Raw genomic sequence first — 17,386 nt, forward strand, 5'->3', positions numbered from 1 at the left:
CTGTCACCGGAACCCGAGATCACGAGAGGTGTGTCATGAACCGCATCATGCTCACGGCCGGCACGTGCACGGCCGCTGTCGCAGCAGCACTGACCTTCTCTGCCGTCGCGGCGGCCGAGCCCGAGGACCCCGCACCGCAGCCGGGAGATACCGCAGGCGCGGGACCCAACGCCGCGCAAGAGGTGGCACGGCTGCAGGCTGAAGGCAAGAGTGTGCAGGTGGTCGGCAACGACGACGGAATGCTGCAGAACTGTGACGTCGACAGCATGACCGAGGGCGAGGCCGTCAACACGGTGATGGTCACGGTGTCCTGTGGCCTCAACTACCCCTGATCCTCATTGTCCTCGTGCCGAGCGCCGCTGGGTCTGGTGACCCGGCGGCGTCCGTGCGTGGCTGTCAGTCCTGATCGGGTTCGGTCAGCTCGGGCGCTATCTCCCGCGTGGCCATACCCCCGTCCCGGCCGTGGTCGACCGGGCCTGCGGGCGTCGGGTCGGGGCGCTCTGTCTCGTCGTTGGTCTTGCCCATAACTGTTCCTTCCGTCGGCGTGCGGGACGAGTACCCGTGCACGAGCGCCCGTAAGACTCCGTTTGTGGACGCCGGGTCCAGCGTCTGCAGTGCCTCGGCACCCGCGTACGCTGCTGGACGTGATCGAGATCTCCCTGAGCGAGATGCGCAACTGGTTCGGCTTCGGCGTCGCGGGCAACTTCGCAGGACACCTCGAACAGGCAGGTGAAGCCGTCGATTTCGTCAACGTCGCCAGCGAGGGCGCTGCGCCCAAAGGGATCTTCCCCTGGTATGCGCCCGGGTCCGACACGTTCCTCGGCGAGTTTCCGCTGTCGAACGACGAGATCGTGTTGCCGGGCGAGAGCCCGGAGTTCTCCGGGCCGCTGAACCTGCAGATCGAACCCGAGGTGGGGCTGGCCTGCCGGGTCGTGTGGGACGGCGACACCGTGGTCACCCTGCAGCCGTTCGCCCTCGGGGCCTTCAACGACTGCTCGATCCGCAGACCGGGCGCACCGAAGATCAGCCACAAGAAGAATTGGGGCCCCGCGTCCAAGGGCGTCTCGTCACAGTTCTTCGACATCAGTGACCTCACCCCCGACGGCCCGACCGCGACACTGCGCTTGGTCTGCTTCCTGCGCTCCGATGGCGAGGAACACGAGTACGGCGTCGACAGCCCGCTGATCGGCTACTCGTACTACGGCGAGGTGCTGCTGGACTGGATCGTCGAGCGTCTGGCCAACCAGAAAGGTTCGCCCGACACGCCTCTGGAGGACGTGGGCGCCCTGATGGTCGCCAGCGGTCACCCGGAGAACGTCCTGATCGGAATCGGCGCTACGCGCTACACCCCGCTGGGCGAGTCCACGTTCCTCAAACAGGGCGACCAGGCGATCGTGCGGGTCTATGACACCGAGTCCGACGCCGCGGCGGAGTTGCGGCAGAGCGTCCGATAGCACAGCTCGACCCCAGTCTCGACATCCACTTTGTTGCAGAGGACGGTCGAGTAGAGCGCTGCGCAAGGTGGATTCTGTCGCGTCCAGAGTCGGCGCCCTGCGCCGAGAACGACGTGCAACGGCGGTCTCCGCACAAAACGGCATACCCGCCAACCGGGCGGAGGGTGGGTGCTAGCCACCATTAATCGGATCGTGGACCTCGGGGTGGAATTTCTGCGGACGTCCCGGCATTCCATCAAGTGTCGCCGACCGCGCGGCCACGACCGAGGAGAACGCCATGTCCGATCGCAATTCCGTCCGCCGCGCATTGGTGTTGGCCGGTGCCGGAGGAGTTCTGGCCGCCGGCCTGATCGGTCCCGGCGCTGCGAATGCGCAAGCCGCCGAGTCCTGTTCCGATGTCGAGGTGGTGTTCGCCCGCGGCACGGCGGAACCTGCCGGGCTCGGGCGGGTCGGTCAGGCGTTCGTCGACGATCTGCAGAACCAGTTGCCGGGGCGCACCGTCAGCTCGTATGCGGTGAATTACCCTGCCTCCTACGACTTTTTGCAGTCCGCGCCGGTCGGCGCCGATGACGCCAGCGCACACATCCAGGCCACCGCGGCCTCGTGCCCCACGACCAGCATCGTGATCGGCGGATACTCACAGGGCGCCGCGGCGGTGGACCTGATCACCGCAGATCCCGCCGCCACCTTCGGTTTCGGTCGCCCGATGCCGTCCACGGTTGCCGACCATGTGGTTGCGGTCGCTGTCTTCGGAAACCCGTCCAACAAGATCGGCCGGTCACTGACGGCGTTCAGCCCGCTCTACGGCGCCAAGACGATCGATCTGTGCAACGGTGCCGACCCGGTGTGCTCCACCGGCGATGACCGCCCGGCGCACAGCCAGTACGTGCAGACCGGCCTCACCCAGCAGGCGGCAAACTTCGTCGCGGCGAAGATCCCCGCGGGCAGCCCGGCTGCGTCGGTCACCGACATGTCGACCACCGTCGGCTGATCCCGAACCGGCCACCTGGCCGGTGATTGCGTGGCACAGTGCCCACGTGGCGCAGAGCGTGGCGGTGATCGGTGCGGGGCCGGGGGGCCTGGTGTCCGCGCGGTGGTTGCAGGCACACGGGTTCGAGCCGACAGTGTTCGAACAGGCGGCGACCCTGGGCGGGCAATGGACGGGCCTTCCCGGCGCCAGCGGCGTGTGGCCGGGCATGTACACGAACACCAGCCGGATCCTCACCGCGTTCAGTGACCTCGCACATGACGGCGGCGAGACCTTCCTGGCCAACTCCGATGTCCTCGCGTACCTGAACCGGTATGCCGAGACTTTCGGCTTGGACAACCGAATTCGGCTGCGCAGCAAGGTCACCCAGGTGTGGCGCGATGACGCGGACACGTCCGCACCGTGGGTCGTCGAACACGACGGGATCGCCGAGCGTTTCGACAAAGTGGTGGTGGCCAGCGGCCGATTCCGCACACCGGTACTCGCTGCGATGCCCGGTCTCGACAGCTTCACCGGAGCGGCGGGAGCGGTTGCCGCCTACCACTTCAGGGATGCCGAGCAGTATCGCAACAGCCGCGTCCTCGTCGCGGGCTGTGCCGTGAGCGCACTGGAAATCGCCTCGGAGCTGGCCCAACGTGGCGCGGCACGGGTCGTCATGACGCAGCGCCGCCAACGCTATGTACTGCCCAAATTCGCCGCGGGGGTGCCCTCGGACCACCGGATCTTCACCAGGTACGGGGCCCTGGCCAGCGAGGAGCTCGCGCCGGCCGAGGTCGACAGGCAGCTGCGGGAAATCGTCGTCGAGGCCGGCGGCAGCCCCGAGCAGTACGGCGCACCGGCTCCCGATCCGTCGCTGTTCGCCGCGGGCGTGACACTCAGCCAGCATTATCTCCCGCTGGTGGCCGAAGGCAGGATCGCCGTCCGTTCCTGGCCGACGTCCGTGTCCGGTCGGACCGTCACGTTCGGTGACGGCCGCAGTGAGGATTTCGACGGCATTCTGTTCGGCACCGGTTTCGCACTCGACATCCCCTTCCTGAGCGACGACATCAGGGCGACGGTCGGCATCGACGAGGTGCACCTCGACGCCGACCGCTACACCTTCCATCCCGACCTCCCCGGTCTTGCGTTCGTCGGCATGTGGGACCAGTCCGGCGGCTACTTCGTCCCGTTGGAGTTGCAGGCCAGATGGGTGGCCTACACGTGGGCAGGAATTGTGCCGACGCCGAGCGGCACCGCCGCGCAGGCGGCGATCCAGGCGTACCGGGCGCGGCGGGGCATGCCGCAGAAAACCAGGATGAACCTGGTCGCCCTGGCATTCGCCCGAGCCGCCGGCTGCGAGCCGACGCCGGCCGACTGGCCGGATCTGCGCCGCGCACTCCTTTTCGGCCCGTTGGCACCGAGCTGCTTCCGGCTGCAGGGCCCGGACGCGCTACCCGACGCCGCCGACACGTTCGCGCGTGAGGCCGCGGAGTTCGGCGCCGTTACCTCCAACCAGCTCAGCGAACGTGAGCAGGCCTACTGGAATCTGCTGTCCTGTTAGCTGCAGCCGCCCGCGTATCGTCCCAGGCATGAAGCTCGCGGCCGAAGAAGAGGCCATCGTCCGGACTGCTCGCGAGTTCGTGGACAAGCAGGTCAGGCCGGTGGTGCGCGAGCTTGAGCACGCCAACGCCTATCCCGAAGAGCTCATCGAAGCGATGAAGAAGATGGGCATCTTCGGGCTGTCCATCCCCGAACCGTACGGATTCGGCGCCGTGTCGATGCCGTGCTACGTGCAGGTGGCCGAAGAGCTGGCCCGCGGCTGGATGAGCCTGGCCGGCGCGATGGGCGGCCACACCGTGGTCTCGAAGCTCATCCTGCTGTTCGGCACCGAGGAGCAGAAGCAGAAGTACCTCCCACGCATGGCCACCGGGGAGCTCCGCGCGACGATGGCGCTCACCGAGCCCGGGGGCGGGTCCGATCTGCAGGCCATGCGAACGGTGGCCCGCCGCGACGGCGACGCGCACGAGTACGTCATCAACGGCAGCAAGACCTGGATCTCCAACGCTCGACGGTCGGATCTGGTTGCGCTGCTGTGCAAGACCGATCCGCAGGCGCAGCCCGCGCACCGCGGCGTGTCGATCCTGCTGGTGGAGAAGGTGCCTGGCTTCTCGATCTCCAAAGACCTGCCCAAACTGGGTTATAAGGGTGTGGAGGCGTGCGAGCTGAACTTCGCGGACTGCCGCGTCCCCGCCGATGCGCTGTTGGGCAGTGTCGAAGGCCAAGGTTTCGCACAGATGATGAAGGGCCTTGAGGTGGGCCGGCTCCAGGTCGCTGCCCGCGCAACAGGTGTCGCTCGTGCGGCGTTCGACGATGCGCTGAGCTACGCACAGGACCGTCAGAGCTTCGGGAAGCCCATCTGGGAACACCAGTCCGTCGGCAACCTGCTCGCCGACATGGGTACCAAGCTCTACGCGGCGCGGTCGTTGCTGCTCGACGCGGCCCGGAAATTCGATTCCGGTGAGCGTTGCGACATGGAGGCAGGGATGGCGAAACTCTTCGCCTCCGAGGCGGCGATGCAGATCGCACTGGACGCCGTCCGGGTGCACGGCGGCTACGGCTACTCCACCGAGTACGACGTCGAGCGCTACTTCCGCGATGCGCCGCTGATGATCGTCGGTGAGGGGACCAACGAGATCCAGAAGGGTGTCATCGTCAAGCAGCTCGTCAAGCGCGGTGGCCTCGACATCTGATAAGCGTTACGCAACAACGCTTCTGGTCACGATCAGGTCCGGCGCGCCCGCTTGCGGGTGTAGAGGTCGCGGTCGGCCGCCGCGAACAGGGTCTCGACGGCCCGCCGGTCGGCCCGGCCCGCGGCGGCGCCGTAGGTGACGTCGACAGCCAGGTTTCCCGACATCCGGTCGGCCAGCTCGCGCGCGGCACCGTCGTCGCAATCGCCGACGATCACCACGAACTCGTCGCCCCCGATCCGCCCGATCACGCCCGATGACGGGATCTGCTCACGCCACCGTCTTGCGACGTCGGTGAGCACCCGGTCGCCGACCGCGTGACCGCCCCTGTCGTTGACGCCCTTGAAGTCGTCGATGTCGAAGACGATGACGGCCACCTGGTGCCGGCGGCGCCGCGCCCGGGCCAGTAACCGGCCCGCCTGCCGTCGGGTGCCTGCTCGATTCCACACCAGCGTGAGGGGGTCCCGGAACGCTGCATCGAGCAGTGCCGAGTTGCTGAGCCCGAAGATCTCGGCGGCACCGACGATGCTGAGCACGTAGAGCGCCAGCCACATCACTGGCACCGGGGCCGGGGCCACCAGCAGCGCCGCCACAGCCGCGCCCGCCAGCACACCCACCGCGACGCGGGTCGCCTGCGCCGTGTGCCAGGTCCGGACGAAGATCGCCACGAACATCAGGGGCACGACAGACCAGACCTGGGCGACCAGTCGCTCGTGGAACAGCATGGCGGTGACGGGGGCCGCGCCCACGCACAGCAGCGCCACCGCGTAACGCCACCCGGCCAGTGGCGTCGGCAGCGCCAACAGCAGGCCCACCGCGGTCACGACCAGGGCGATCACCTCGCCGCGCGCGTCCGAGCTTGGCGTGTCGATGGCCAGGGCCTGGACGAGTGCCAGCACGTACATGACCAGCACGATTACGAAGTAGGTGAGCAGCATCCGCCGCCGAAGCAGGTCGTCCAACGGCCGCACCAGGGGATTGACCTCGGCGCGAGCGTTGACCACCACCGGTTCAGCCTAGAAGAAAACCCGCAGTGGCCCCGGCCCACGGCGCGTCAGCAGCGCTGATGAACGTGCGGCACGGATTAGCATCGCTGATGTGTCAGACCAGCTCGACGGCGGACAACTTGCGGCCCTGGCTGCGGTCGTCGAGTGCGGCAGCTTCGACGCCGCCGCCGACCGCCTGCACGTCACCCCGTCGGCCATCAGCCAGCGGATCAAAGCGCTCGAGCAGCGGGTGGGCCAGGTCCTGGTGCTGCGGGAGAAACCGTGTGTCGCCACCGCGGCAGGCGTGCCGTTGCTGCGACTGGCATCTCAGACGTCCCTGCTGGAGTCCGAAGCCCTCGCCGAACTGCGCGGCGGCAGCGCCGACGCCCCGCGGATCGCGCTCGCGGTCAACGCCGACTCGATGGCGACGTGGTTCACCGACGTCTTCGCGCGGCTCCCGGACGTGCTGTTCGACGTGCGGATCGAGGATCAGGACCATTCAGCCCGACTGTTGCGCGAGGGCGTGGTGATGGGCGCCGTGACCACCGAACGGACGCCGGTGAGCGGGTGCCGCGTGCAGCCGCTCGGGGTCATGCGGTACCTGCCGGTGGCCACCGAGGCCTACGTGCAGCGCCATCTGCCCGACGGCTTCACCCTCGACGCCGTGGCGCGCGCACCGTCGCTGGCGTGGAACCGCGATGACGCGCTCCAGGATCAACTGGTGCGCAAGGTGTTCCGCCGATCGGTACGGCGGCCCACCCACTACATCCCGACCGCCGCCGGGTTCGGTGCCGGGGTGCACGCCGGGCTGGGGTGGGGCATGTACCCGACGCAGCTGATCGACGAGTCCTTCGTCCCGATCAGCGATCAGCACCTGGACGTGCCGCTGTACTGGCAGTGCTGGAAGCTCGACAGCACGATCGTCGGGCGGGTCACCGACGTCGTCCAGACGGCCGCCGCGGGGCTGCTCCGCCGCCGTTGATCGCCGCCAGGGACAATCGCTGACATGGGCGAGCCGGTACGGATCAGGATCCTCGGCGTCGGCATGGGCCCGCAGCACGTCACCGGCGAGGTCGCTACCGCGCTGGGCACGGTCGACTACGTCATGGCGGCGGAGAAGTCCGCCGACGACCGTCTGCTCGCGGTGCGTCGCGCCATCGTCGAGGCTCACCCCGGCCCGCGCGGTCCGGCCGAACTGGTCGCACTGCCCGACCCGCAGCGTGACCGCTCGACCACGTTGACCACGGGAGGATACGAGGGGGCGGTGACCGATTGGCACGACGCCCGAGCGGCCCAGTACGCCGAAGTGCTCCGCACGCGGGGCGGGACGGCCGCGTTCCTGGTCTGGGGTGACCCGTCCCTGTACGACTCGACCATCCGCATCGTCGAGAAGGTGCGCGGTCTGGGTGTCGACCTCGAGTTCGACGTGCTGGCGGGGATCAGCGCGCCGCAACTGCTCGCCGCCCGGCACCGCATCGTCCTGCACGAGGTCGGACGGCCGGTGCACATCACCACCGGCCGCCGGTTGCAGGAGGCGGTCGCCGCCGGGTTGGACAACATCGTCGCGATGCTCAATCCCCCGCCGGACCGCCTCGACTTCACCGGTCTCGATGACTGGTCGATCTGGTGGGGTGCCAACCTCGGCGCCGACGGCGAGCGGCTGGTCACCGGTCGGCTGCGAGACGTGCTTCCCGACATCGCCGAGGCGCGGATCGCCGCCCACGAGCATGACGGCTGGGTCATGGATGCGTTCCTGCTCAGGAAGTCGCGATGACGGGGCTGCTGGTCGCGGGAACGACGAGTGACGCGGGCAAGACCGCGGTCACCACCGGGCTGTGCCGGGCGTTGGCGCGCCGGGGACTCAAGGTGGCGCCGTACAAGGCGCAGAACATGTCCAACAACTCGATGGTGTGCGCAGAGCCGGGGGATGAGTCCGGCGATGGCGGAGTGGAAATCGGCCGGGCCCAATGGGTTCAGGCCGTCGCCGCGCGCGTGACCCCGGAAGCGGCGATGAACCCGGTGCTGCTGAAGCCGGGCAGCGACCGCCGCAGCCATGTCGTGCTGATGGGCCGGCCGTGGGGGCACGTGTCGTCGTCCGACTGGCTGGAGGGACGACGGGCGCTGGCCGACGCCGCATATGCCGCGTTCGACGACCTGGCCGCCCGCTACGACATCGTTATCGCCGAAGGGGCGGGCAGCCCTACCGAGATCAATTTGCGGGCAGGCGATTACGTCAACATGGGACTGGCGCGCCATGCCGATATGCCTGCGATCGTCGTCGGCGACATCGATCGCGGCGGCGTCTTCGCCGCGTTCTTCGGCACCGTCGCCCTGCTCTCGCCCGAGGACCAGCGGCTGATCGCCGGCTTCGTCGTGAACAAATTCCGCGGAGATCTCGACCTGTTGGCGCCCGGGCTCCGTGATCTCGAACGTGTCACCGGCAGGACGGTGTACGGAACGCTGCCGTGGCGGCCTGACGTCTGGCTGGACTCCGAGGACGCCCTCGACCTCCAGAGCCGCCGGTCCGCGCGGCGAGGCGCCCGACGGGTGGCCGTCGTGCGGTTGCCCCGCATCAGCAACTTCACCGACGTCGACGCGCTCGGCCTCGAACCCGACCTCGACCTCGTATTCGCCTCGCAGCCAAGCGCTCTGGCCGATGCGGATCTGGTGGTGCTGCCGGGAACCCGGTCGACGATCGCGGACCTGTCGTGGCTGCGCTCCCGCGGACTCGACCGTGCGGTCCTCGCCCACGCTGCCGCAGGCAAGCCGGTTCTCGGCATCTGCGGCGGCTTTCAGATGCTGGGGTCGGTCATCCGCGACCCGGAAGGCATCGAGGGGGACGACGCCGCCGAGGTCGAGGGACTCGGTCTGCTCGACGTCGAGACGAATTTCGTTGCCGAAAAAGCACTTCGGCTTCCGCATGGACAGTGGCGGGGCGTGCCGGCGACAGGCTACGAGATCCACCACGGCCGCATCACGGTGGGCCGCGAGGTCGGGGAGTTCCCCGGGGGAGGCCACTGCGGGTCGGTGTGGGGCACGATGTGGCACGGCACCTTCGAAGGTGACGCGCTGCGGGCAGCCTTCCTACACGAGGCGCTCGGCCTCGACGCCTCGGGGGTCTCCTTCGCCGGGGCCCGGGAAGCGCGCATCGACCTGCTCGGCGATCTCGTCGAGCAGCATCTCGACGTCGACGCGCTCGTCGAACTAGCCAACCACGGCGCGCCGCAGCACCTTCCGTTCCTGCCTCCGGGGGCGCCGTGATGCGGATCCTGCTGCTCGGCGGAACCTCCGAGGCGCGCGCGCTCGCCGAACTCCTCACCGTGGACGGCATCGACGTGACCACCTCGCTGGCCGGGCGCGTCGACCGTCCCCGGCTGCCGGTGGGGGAGGTCCGGGTGGGCGGCTTCGGTGGGGTCGACGGACTGCGCGCGGCTCTGGCCGGGTTCGACGCCGTAGTCGACGCGACCCATCCCTTCGCGAAGAACATCTCGGCCAACGCCGCCGCCGCGTGCACCGACGTGCCGCTGCTGCGGCTGGAACGGCCCGGTTGGGCCGACCGCTCCACCGGTTCGTGGCACTGGGTGGACAGCCACGAGCAGGCGGCGGGCACCGCGCGCCTCCTCGGTGAGCGACCGTTCGTGACCGTCGGCCGACAGGAACTGGACCGCTTCATCCCGGACCTGCGCGACCGTGCTGTGCTGGCGCGCGTCGTACAGGCCCCGGAGGTGCAGATGCCCGCCACCTGGCAGCTGGTGATGGACCGCGGCCCCTACACGCTGGACGGGGAGCTGGACCTGATGGCGGGGCATCGCACGGACGTGCTCATCACCAAGGACTCCGGCGGCCCGTACACGTGGCCGAAGATGGACGCCGCCGGGAAGCTCGGCGTGCCGGTGGTCGTCGTGGCGCGCCCGCCCCGGGAGCCCGGGGTGCCGACCGTGCACGCCGTGCCCGAGGCCGCGGCCTGGGTGCGATTACTACGTGGGGGTTCCCGGTGAGGGTCCTGGTCACCGGCGGCGTGCGCTCCGGAAAGTCCCGTCACGCCGAGGGACTGCTCGTCGACGCGGAGCACGTCACCTACATCGCGCCGGGCCGCCCCGCCGACGGCAGCGATCCCGACTGGGACGCACGCGTCGCTCTGCACCGCGGGCGCCGTCCGGCGCACTGGCGCACCGTCGAGACCACGGATGTGGCCGGCGCCGTCCGCGAGGCCGACGGCACCGTCCTCGTCGATTGCCTCGGCACCTGGCTGGTCGCGGTGCTGGACGACGGCCTGTGGGACGCCACCTCCCGAGCCGCCCACGATGCCGTCGATGCCCGGGTCACGGAGCTGTGTGATGCGCTTGCCGCACAACAGGAGTCGATCGTGGTGACCAACGAGGTCGGGCTGGGCGTGGTGCCCTCGCACCGCTCCGGAATGCTGTTCCGCGATCTGCTCGGCATGGTGAATCAGCGGGTCGCGGTGGTGTGCGACGAAGTGCACCTGGTGATCGCAGGCCGGGTTCTGAGGATCTGACGGGAACGACGTGCCTGAGGGGGACTCGGTTTTCGCGTTGGCGCGCCGGCTCGACGGTGCGCTGCGTGATCGCGTGCTGACCCACGGCCAGGTGCGGGTCGCCGCGCACGCAGGCGATGATCTGTCCGGGCGGACGGTGCTGGCGCACGGCACGCACGGCAAGCACCTGCTCACCAGGCTGTCCGGCGGTGTCACGCTGCACACCCACCTGCGCATGTCCGGCTCGTGGACCATCTCGTCGAGCGGGCGCTGGTTGCCGCGCGCGGTCATGCCCGATGTGCGGGTGGTGCTGCGCACCGACGGTCCCGCGGCCTACGGTGTGCGGCTCCCCGTGGTCGAACTCCTGCGTACCCGCGACGAGGTGGACGTCGTCGGCCACCTCGGCCCTGACCCCCTGCGCGAGGACTGGGATCTGGACGAGGCGGTCCGGCGCGTGGGACAGGATCGGGATCGGCCGCTGGTGGCGGCGCTGCTCGATCAGCGCTGCGTGGCAGGATTCGGCAACCTGTGGGCCAACGAACTCTGCTTCCTGCGCGGCCACAACCCGTGGACGCCGGTGGGTGCGGTGGACACGCGTCGACTGCTGGAACTCGGGGCGAGGGCGCTGCGCCACTCGGCGACAGTGCCGGGTGCGATGCAGGTGACGACGGGGAACCGGAGGAAAGGCGAGACACACTGGGTCGCAGGGCGGGCGAGTCGGCCGTGCCTGCGCTGTGGCACAACGATTCTGGTGCGTGCCGAGGTCGCCAACGACCCGGAGCGACGCCGCACGTGGTGGTGTCCCAGCTGCCAGCCGGGTCCGGGGTAGGTCAGGTCGCCGGCACCGGCACGTCGGCCTCCCACCGTTGGCGTCGCTGCGTGTCGGTCTGCTCCCACCAGGGCGGCGTCCCGCGTTCACCCAAGGCGACCTTGGCCGCGTTGACGCCCGCGCGTGCGGCCTTCTCGCCGTCGGTGCCGCGGGTCCGTCGCACTTCGCGCCGCCAGGCCATCAGGATGTGGGTGAGTTCGGCCCGGCGCTCCTCGGGGATGGCCGGGTCCGTCGCGCGCCATCGGCGGCCGTCGATCACGACGTAGTGTCCGTCGTCCGTCTTCGGTGGGTCGCTCACGTCGGGCGCGCCCGGTAGCGCTCCTCGTGTAGCACGGTCTCCAGGGAGGAGCGTGCGCGCCAGCCGAAGCGCTCCAGGTCGGGGACGTCGGGAAGCTCGGTGACGGCGCCGACGCACAGCCACGCGACGGGCCGCACGTGGTCAGGCATACCGACCAGCGAGCGCAGGAAGTCCTCGCGGTAGAAGGACACCCAGCCGACGCCCAGTCCTTCGACAGTCGCTGCGAGCCAGAGATTCTGGATGGCGCAGACCACCGAGTACAGCCCGGCGTCTCCGATGGCGTGCCTGCCGAGCACCTGGGGACCGCCGCGGGTCGGGTCGTAGCCCACGACGATGCCCAGCCCCGACTCACAGATCCCCTCGATCTTGATAGTCGCGAATGTCTCAGCCCGCTCGCCGGAGAGATCCTTCGCGAACTCCGCACGCTCGCCCGAGACGTGGTCCCGGAAAGTCCGCAGCGTCTCCGGTGAGCGCACCAGCACGAAGTCCCACGGCTGTGACATGCCGACCGACGGAGCAGCGTGCGCCGCGAGCAGCACACGCTGCAGCACGTCGTCACGAACCGGCGCGCCGGTGAACTCGCGGCGGGTGTCGCGGCGGCGGCCGATGACGTCGTAGAGGGTGTTCACTGCAGGCCCTCCCTCCGGCCGGCCGACCGGTCCCGGGCCGGGTCGTAGAGGTGGCTCTCCCCGGCGTGCGGGTCGGGCCGGTCCGCCAAGGCCCGACCGACCAGGATCACGGCCGCCTGGCGCAGGCCGGCCGCGTCGACCGCGTCGGCGATGTCGGCGATCGTGCCGCGCAGCACCAGCTCCTGGGGCTGCGACGCCCGGTACACCACCACCACGGGACAGTCGGTTCCGTAGTCGTCCTCGATCTCTGCCATCAGATCGCGGATCCGCGTGATGGCCAGGTGCAGTACCAACGTCGCCTGCGTGGCCGCAAACGCCTTGAGCGACTCCGCTTCCGGCATCTGCGTGGATTGCTTCTGCGTACGCGTGAGCACCACGGACTGGGCGACGAGCGGGACCGTCAGCTCGCGGCCCACCCGGGCCGCCGCAGCGGCGTAGGCGGGGACGCCGGGCGTCACCGCCCACGGCACGCCGGCGGCGTCGAGTCGGCGTGTCTGCTCGGAGACCGCCGAGTACACCGACGGGTCGCCGGACACCAGCCGCACGACGTTGCGTCCTGCACGGTGGCCGTCGACCAGACGGGACATGATCGCGTCGAGGTCGAGGTCACCGGTGTCGACGAGTTCGGCTTCGGGTGAGCACCCCGCAAGCACGCCCGGGTCGAGGTAACTGCCCGGGTACAGGACGAGGTCGGCCTCGCCGAGCATGCGCGTGGCGCGCACGGTCAGCAGATCCGCGGCCCCCGGTCCCGCGCCGACGAACTGGACGGGCACTGTCACCACGGCAGGACGCCGTGGCGGTCCCAGAAGGTGCCCGTGGGCCCGTCAGCGCCGATGGTGGCCAGGCGGACGATCGCGTCGGTGCCCTCGGTGACGGTCTGATGGCCGCTGTTGCCGTTGATGTCGGTGGCGGTGTAACCGGGGTCGACCACGTTGATCTTGATGTCGGACAACGCCTTCGAGTACTGCAGGGTCAACATTCCGACCGCCGCTTTGGACGATCCGTACACCACGGTGGCAAAACCCGACTCGAAGCGATCCGGGTTGGTCACCACCCCGAAGGACCCCAGCCCGCTGCTGACGTTGACGATGACGGGCGATAGTGCGGCGCGCAGCAGCGGTAGGAAGGCGTGCGTCGTGCGAACGATGCCGTAGACGTTGACGTCATAGACCTCCTGCATGGCGGAGGCGGTCACGTCCTCGGGTGCGAGCAACGCATCGGAGATCCCCGCGTTGTTGATGAGGACGTCGAGGTGACCTTCACGCTCGGTGAGTTCGGCCGCTGCGGCCGTCACCGACGCGTCATCGCTGACGTCGAGCTGCACGAACCGGGCACCGAGCTCCTCCGCGGCCTGCTTCCCGCGTTCGAGATCCCGTGCGCCGATGTAGACGGTGTGCCCCAGCTCGATGAGGCGGCGCGCCGACTCGTAGCCGAGGCCCTTGTTGCCGCCTGTGATCAACGTGAGTGTCATAGATGTTCACCCTAGGCGCGTCGGCCTCAGGCGAACGCTGAAGGGCCTAGGCGTTGGTGAGCGCGGGTGGCTGCGCGGCCGACGGATCCGGGTTCGCGAGCGGCAGCCCCATGAAGCGGCGCGCGTTGTCGCCCATGAAGTCGTACGTGCGGCGAACGTCCATGCCCTCGGCGTACTTCCAGAACCCCTTCGGCTCGGCGAGACCCTCTGGATGCGGGTAGTCCGAACCGAACATGACCTTGTCCCAGCCGACGGTGGCAACGACGTCGGAGACACAGCCTTCCCAGAAGGGGCTGACCCAGATGTTGCGGCGGAAGACGTCGAGGGGATGCTCGGGGAAGTTCTGCGGCATCTTCTTGGCAAGTTCTCCGAAGTCGTTGAACAGCGGGAAGATCCACGAGCTGCCATTCTCGACGCTGGCGATGCGCAGCGCCGGGAACCGGGTCAAGGTGCCGTGGCAGATCAGGCTGGTGATCATGTCGGCGATCTCGCGGTGCCCCAACACCATCCAGCGGAACGCGCTCATCGCCATGAAGTTCTGGGTGTGCGGCGGCTCCCACGTGCCGACGTAGTCGTCGAGCGGGGGGTAGCTGGCGTGCAACACGATCGGCAGTCCCGCGGCCTGCACGTCGCGCCAGAACGGGTCGAACTCGGGCAGTGCCGGTGAGCGCCAGCCGCGGAGTCCGTTGACCGGTCCGGGCTTGATCAAAGCCACCTTGGCGCCGTGGGTGAGGAGGTACTCCAGTTCGCGTTGCGCCGCGTCGACCTCGGACAGGTTGATGATCGGGGTGGAGAAGACCCTGCCCTGAAAGTCGAAGCTCCAGTGCTCCAGCATCCACTGGTTCAAGGCATGGATAACGGCCAGCGTGAGCTCGGGATCGTCCGCGGTGGCGTGCTCGATCAGACTGGCCAGGGTCGGGTAGTTGAGCGCCTCGCGGACTCCCTGCCGGTCCAGTTCGGCCACTCGGTCTGCGGGATTGCGGGTGGCCGCCGGCGCCTCGATCGGCTTGCCCTGCATCTCCCGCAGCGTCAGGCCCTCGGTGTTCTCGCCGGCGAAGAACTTCTCGTGTGCGCCCGGCGCGGCGACCCGTTCGAACGTGGGGTTCGGGATGAAGTCGGACACCCGGTTGTTGATGACGATCCGCGTCTGCCGCCCGAACTGCCCGAACTGCACAGCCCGCGAGTACCGCTCCGGCAGGTACTTCGTCAGCGCGTCCGGCGTCTCGTACATGTGCTGGTCGGCGTCGAAGATGGGCGCATCCCGAAACTGCTCGGCGACTTGGGTCATTGGTACCTCCAGGGGCTCCTGGAAGATCTTACTGTAATGGCAACGGTAAGTGGCCGGGTGTGCCGGGACGTCGAGTGTGCGCTGCGATACGCCCGGCCCGGGGTGTCCCGGATGACTCCGCACGCTCGCGGGCCGACGGGCCGAGTGTCTACTGCGGAAGCCCCTTGTCGAGGACGTCGAGCGCGTGCAGGAAGGACTCGCCCGACATCGGTGCGTCGTCGGTGACGGACATGAACACCCCGATGATCGCTCCGGCGGTGACCCGGCTCTGGTCGTCGTCCTCGGGGCGCCCGAGTCGTTGGGCCATCGCGGCGGTCAGCAGTCGGATGGCTTTGACGTGCTCGTTCCACAGGGCGCCCTTGGCTTCGGGGAGAGAGTAGAGAAGCCGCTGGCGGGCGATCAGGTAGTCGTACTCGGGTCCTGCCATCGCGGTGAACACCGTGGCGGCGGCATGCCGGTACGCCGCCACCGGTGACAGGTCCGCAGGTGCGACGAGGAACGCCTCGATGATCGGGCTGAGCAGGTCGTCGTTGAACAGCACCGATTCCTTGGTGGGGAAATACCGGAAGAACGTCCTCGCCGAGACGTCGGCGGCCTCGGCGATCTGGTCGACGGTGGTCTGCGCGTAGCCGTTGAGCTCGAACAATCGGAAAGCCTCGCGGCGCACCGTTTCGCGGGTGCGGGTCTTCTTACGCTCCCGCAACCCCGGTTCCTCGCTGGCGTCCATCCTGTGATTGTCGCAGCAGCGCGGTCCGCCACCGCGGGTCGACCTAGGGACGTCCTCGCTTGCGGGGCTTCGGCGAGGGGTCCTCGAAGATCCCTGCCGCCACTTCGAGGTCGTGTAGCGCGGTCTCGATCTGGTCGGCCAGGTCGGCGACGTCGGCCGCCATCTCCGGTGTGGTGATGAATCCGAAGTCGACGGAGCCGCAGTAACTGAAGCAGGTGACGTTGAGCCCGACGTCGAAGAGCAGCGGCCCGAGCGGCATGAGTCGTTCGACCCGGGCACCGCCCATGTACAGCGGAAAATCGGGCCCGGGAACATTGCTGATCACCACGTTCATCGGGGCGATGTTGCGGCCGATGCCGCTGGCGGCGTACGCCCTCGATGCCAGCGCGAGCAGACCCGGCGGTGTCGTCTCGGTGTACCCCATGATCTGGTGTGCGGTAAGCGCTTTCGTCATCTCCTTGGCGCCCTGGGTGTAGGCGTAGATGGCCTTGATGCGCTGGGCCGGATCGGCGACGTCGGTCGCCAGCACGACCGTCATCGCGCTCACCTGGTTGCCGACGGCGTCGTCGGCCTCGGCGCGCGTGGACACCGGCACCTGTGACACGAGCGATTTGTCCGGCAACTCACCGCGCTCCTTCAGATAACTGCGCAGCGCCCCGGACACCAGTGCGAGGACCACGTCGTTGATCTTGACGTCGAAGGCACGCTTGACCGCCTTGACCCTGTCCAGCGGCACGCTGGCACCCGCCACCCGTCGGTGGGGCGAGATGGGGCCGTTGAAACGGACTTTCGGTGCATCGAAGTAGCGGGGCGGTTTGTTGTCGATCCCGCGCACCGCGATCTGCTGGCGCACCGTCTGCTCGACGAGGCGGGCGATGCGGTACGGGGTCTTGACCCAGACGTTGATCAGCCCGTTGACTGCCCGGACCTCCCGGCGGGGCGGGTTCACGCCGACCAGGGAGCGTTCTACGTCGATCACTGCCGGACGTGGCTCGGGTGTGACGTCGAGGAGGATCTCGCTGAGCCCGGCGCCGGACACGCCGTCGACGATCGCGTGGTGCATCTTCGTGACGATCGCGACGCGGCCGTTCTCCAGCCCCTCGATGAACCACAGCTCCCACAGCGGCTTGGTGCGGTCCAGCTTGTAGGACATCAGCCGGCCCACGAGCTCGTCGAACTCCTTGCGCCCGCCGGGTGAGGGCACCGCGATACGGCGGATGTGGAAGTCGACGTCGATGTCGTCGTCCTCGACGAAGTAGGGCCGGTCCAGGCCCAGTCGGGCGCCCTCGACTCGCCACCGCAGCTGGGGAAGTTCGGGCAGTCGGCTGACAATCAGGTCACGCACCAGATCGAAGCTGAACGCCGGTGCGTCGGAAGGATCGCAGACGGCGATCGCGCCGATGTGCATGTGCCATTTGAGGTTCTCAGCGAACCAGAAGGCGGAATCGACGCTGGATAGCCGGTTCATCAGCAGCAGCGTACGGACGACCCCGCA

At 68.7% G+C, this 17,386-nt stretch carries 20 protein-coding genes; 11 read left to right on the plus strand and 9 right to left on the minus strand.

Annotation, left to right across the window (positions count from 1 at the left end; translation table 11 throughout):
• Positions 1-35: 35 nt before the first annotated feature.
• On the plus strand, positions 36-332 hold the full coding sequence (locus EL337_RS01590) for a hypothetical protein (protein WP_048632519.1): 297 nt from the start codon (positions 36-38) through the stop codon (positions 330-332).
• Between the two features lie 64 nt (positions 333-396).
• Here the strand turns inward: EL337_RS01590 and EL337_RS29155 are convergent, their stop codons facing one another.
• The gene (locus EL337_RS29155; protein ID WP_264035372.1) at positions 397-525 is read right to left on the minus strand and encodes a hypothetical protein; all 129 of its coding nucleotides are present in this window, start codon (positions 523-525) and stop codon (positions 397-399) included.
• Between the two features lie 119 nt (positions 526-644).
• Here EL337_RS29155 and EL337_RS01595 point away from each other — a divergent pair, with 119 nt between their 5' ends.
• The 4 genes from EL337_RS01595 (at position 645) to EL337_RS01610 (ending at position 5,171) form a co-directional block, all read left to right on the plus strand.
• Complete coding sequence (locus tag EL337_RS01595) at positions 645-1,454, plus strand: DUF5718 family protein (RefSeq protein WP_048632634.1); 810 nt, start codon at positions 645-647, stop codon at positions 1,452-1,454.
• A gap of 277 nt (positions 1,455-1,731) precedes the next feature.
• A complete protein-coding gene (locus tag EL337_RS01600; protein WP_048632518.1) occupies positions 1,732-2,445 on the plus strand; it encodes a cutinase family protein in 714 nt (237 codons plus the stop codon).
• Positions 2,446-2,491: 46 nt separating this feature from the next.
• The gene (locus EL337_RS01605) at positions 2,492-3,982 is read left to right on the plus strand and encodes a flavin-containing monooxygenase (protein ID WP_048632633.1); all 1,491 of its coding nucleotides are present in this window, start codon (positions 2,492-2,494) and stop codon (positions 3,980-3,982) included.
• A gap of 28 nt (positions 3,983-4,010) precedes the next feature.
• The gene (locus tag EL337_RS01610; protein ID WP_048632517.1) at positions 4,011-5,171 is read left to right on the plus strand and encodes an acyl-CoA dehydrogenase family protein; all 1,161 of its coding nucleotides are present in this window, start codon (positions 4,011-4,013) and stop codon (positions 5,169-5,171) included.
• 32 nt (positions 5,172-5,203) lie between these two features.
• On the opposite strand, the gene EL337_RS01615 is transcribed toward EL337_RS01610, so the two are convergent.
• Positions 5,204-6,175, minus strand: coding sequence for a GGDEF domain-containing protein (locus tag EL337_RS01615; protein ID WP_232786797.1), 972 nt, complete (start codon positions 6,173-6,175; stop codon positions 5,204-5,206).
• 91 nt (positions 6,176-6,266) lie between these two features.
• Between EL337_RS01615 and EL337_RS01620 the strand changes: the two genes are divergently transcribed.
• Genes EL337_RS01620 through EL337_RS01645 form a run of 6 tightly spaced genes read left to right on the plus strand, consistent with a single transcriptional unit; the run spans position 6,267 to position 11,478 of the window.
• A complete protein-coding gene (locus tag EL337_RS01620; protein WP_048632516.1) occupies positions 6,267-7,136 on the plus strand; it encodes a LysR family transcriptional regulator ArgP in 870 nt (289 codons plus the stop codon).
• Between the two features lie 24 nt (positions 7,137-7,160).
• Positions 7,161-7,928, plus strand: a complete 768-nt coding sequence (gene cobF / locus EL337_RS01625) for a precorrin-6A synthase (deacetylating) (protein WP_048632515.1) — start codon at positions 7,161-7,163, stop codon at positions 7,926-7,928.
• Positions 7,925-9,415: a cobyric acid synthase gene (locus EL337_RS01630; RefSeq protein WP_048632514.1), complete on the plus strand. Its 1,491-nt coding sequence runs from the start codon at positions 7,925-7,927 to the stop codon at positions 9,413-9,415. Before cobF ends, EL337_RS01630 begins: the two co-directional genes overlap by 4 nt.
• Positions 9,415-10,152, plus strand: coding sequence for a cobalt-precorrin-6A reductase (locus EL337_RS01635; protein WP_048632513.1), 738 nt, complete (start codon positions 9,415-9,417; stop codon positions 10,150-10,152). The genes EL337_RS01630 and EL337_RS01635 overlap by 1 nt, the downstream gene beginning before the upstream one ends.
• Positions 10,149-10,670 (plus strand): bifunctional adenosylcobinamide kinase/adenosylcobinamide-phosphate guanylyltransferase, encoded by a 522-nt coding sequence (locus tag EL337_RS01640; protein ID WP_048632512.1) that lies wholly within the window; start codon positions 10,149-10,151, stop codon positions 10,668-10,670. Before EL337_RS01635 ends, EL337_RS01640 begins: the two co-directional genes overlap by 4 nt.
• A gap of 10 nt (positions 10,671-10,680) precedes the next feature.
• A complete protein-coding gene (locus tag EL337_RS01645) occupies positions 10,681-11,478 on the plus strand; it encodes a DNA-formamidopyrimidine glycosylase family protein (RefSeq protein ID WP_048632511.1) in 798 nt (265 codons plus the stop codon).
• Position 11,479: 1 nt separating this feature from the next.
• Here EL337_RS01645 and EL337_RS01650 read toward each other — a convergent pair whose 3' ends face one another.
• From EL337_RS01650 to EL337_RS01680, 7 genes are all read right to left on the minus strand, one after another.
• Positions 11,480-11,776 (minus strand): hypothetical protein, encoded by a 297-nt coding sequence (locus tag EL337_RS01650; protein WP_048632510.1) that lies wholly within the window; start codon positions 11,774-11,776, stop codon positions 11,480-11,482.
• The gene (gene bluB / locus EL337_RS01655; RefSeq protein WP_048632509.1) at positions 11,773-12,405 is read right to left on the minus strand and encodes a 5,6-dimethylbenzimidazole synthase; all 633 of its coding nucleotides are present in this window, start codon (positions 12,403-12,405) and stop codon (positions 11,773-11,775) included. Before bluB ends, EL337_RS01650 begins: the two co-directional genes overlap by 4 nt.
• On the minus strand, positions 12,402-13,178 hold the full coding sequence (cobM, locus tag EL337_RS01660; RefSeq protein ID WP_197724244.1) for a precorrin-4 C(11)-methyltransferase: 777 nt from the start codon (positions 13,176-13,178) through the stop codon (positions 12,402-12,404). Before cobM ends, bluB begins: the two co-directional genes overlap by 4 nt.
• Positions 13,179-13,180: 2 nt before the next feature.
• Positions 13,181-13,876: an SDR family oxidoreductase gene (locus tag EL337_RS01665; protein ID WP_048632508.1), complete on the minus strand. Its 696-nt coding sequence runs from the start codon at positions 13,874-13,876 to the stop codon at positions 13,181-13,183.
• A gap of 46 nt (positions 13,877-13,922) precedes the next feature.
• A complete protein-coding gene (locus tag EL337_RS01670) occupies positions 13,923-15,164 on the minus strand; it encodes an amidohydrolase family protein (protein WP_048632507.1) in 1,242 nt (413 codons plus the stop codon).
• A 148-nt stretch (positions 15,165-15,312) separates the two neighbouring features.
• On the minus strand, positions 15,313-15,891 hold the full coding sequence (locus EL337_RS01675; RefSeq protein ID WP_048632506.1) for a TetR family transcriptional regulator: 579 nt from the start codon (positions 15,889-15,891) through the stop codon (positions 15,313-15,315).
• A 43-nt stretch (positions 15,892-15,934) separates the two neighbouring features.
• Positions 15,935-17,359 (minus strand): WS/DGAT/MGAT family O-acyltransferase, encoded by a 1,425-nt coding sequence (locus EL337_RS01680; protein ID WP_048632505.1) that lies wholly within the window; start codon positions 17,357-17,359, stop codon positions 15,935-15,937.
• Positions 17,360-17,386: the final 27 nt, after the last annotated feature.

The organism is Mycolicibacterium aurum (genome assembly GCF_900637195.1).
GTDB lineage: Bacteria > Actinomycetota > Actinomycetes > Mycobacteriales > Mycobacteriaceae > Mycobacterium > Mycobacterium aurum.

Excerpts from the sequence above, each read along its gene's own strand:
- EL337_RS01590 (WP_048632519.1), top strand. The coding sequence starts at position 36 with ATGAACCGCATCATGCTCACGGCCGGCACGTGCACGGCCGCTGTCGCA.
- EL337_RS29155 (WP_264035372.1), bottom strand. The coding sequence starts at position 525 with ATGGGCAAGACCAACGACGAGACAGAGCGCCCCGACCCGACGCCCGCA.
- EL337_RS01600 (WP_048632518.1), top strand. The coding sequence starts at position 1,732 with ATGTCCGATCGCAATTCCGTCCGCCGCGCATTGGTGTTGGCCGGTGCC.
- EL337_RS01610 (WP_048632517.1), top strand. The coding sequence starts at position 4,011 with ATGAAGCTCGCGGCCGAAGAAGAGGCCATCGTCCGGACTGCTCGCGAG.
- cobF (WP_048632515.1), top strand. The coding sequence starts at position 7,161 with ATGGGCGAGCCGGTACGGATCAGGATCCTCGGCGTCGGCATGGGCCCG.
- EL337_RS01630 (WP_048632514.1), top strand. The coding sequence starts at position 7,925 with ATGACGGGGCTGCTGGTCGCGGGAACGACGAGTGACGCGGGCAAGACC.
- EL337_RS01635 (WP_048632513.1), top strand. The coding sequence starts at position 9,415 with ATGCGGATCCTGCTGCTCGGCGGAACCTCCGAGGCGCGCGCGCTCGCC.
- EL337_RS01665 (WP_048632508.1), bottom strand. The coding sequence starts at position 13,876 with ATGACACTCACGTTGATCACAGGCGGCAACAAGGGCCTCGGCTACGAG.
- EL337_RS01670 (WP_048632507.1), bottom strand. The coding sequence starts at position 15,164 with ATGACCCAAGTCGCCGAGCAGTTTCGGGATGCGCCCATCTTCGACGCC.
- EL337_RS01675 (WP_048632506.1), bottom strand. The coding sequence starts at position 15,891 with ATGGACGCCAGCGAGGAACCGGGGTTGCGGGAGCGTAAGAAGACCCGC.
- EL337_RS01680 (WP_048632505.1), bottom strand. The coding sequence starts at position 17,359 with ATGAACCGGCTATCCAGCGTCGATTCCGCCTTCTGGTTCGCTGAGAAC.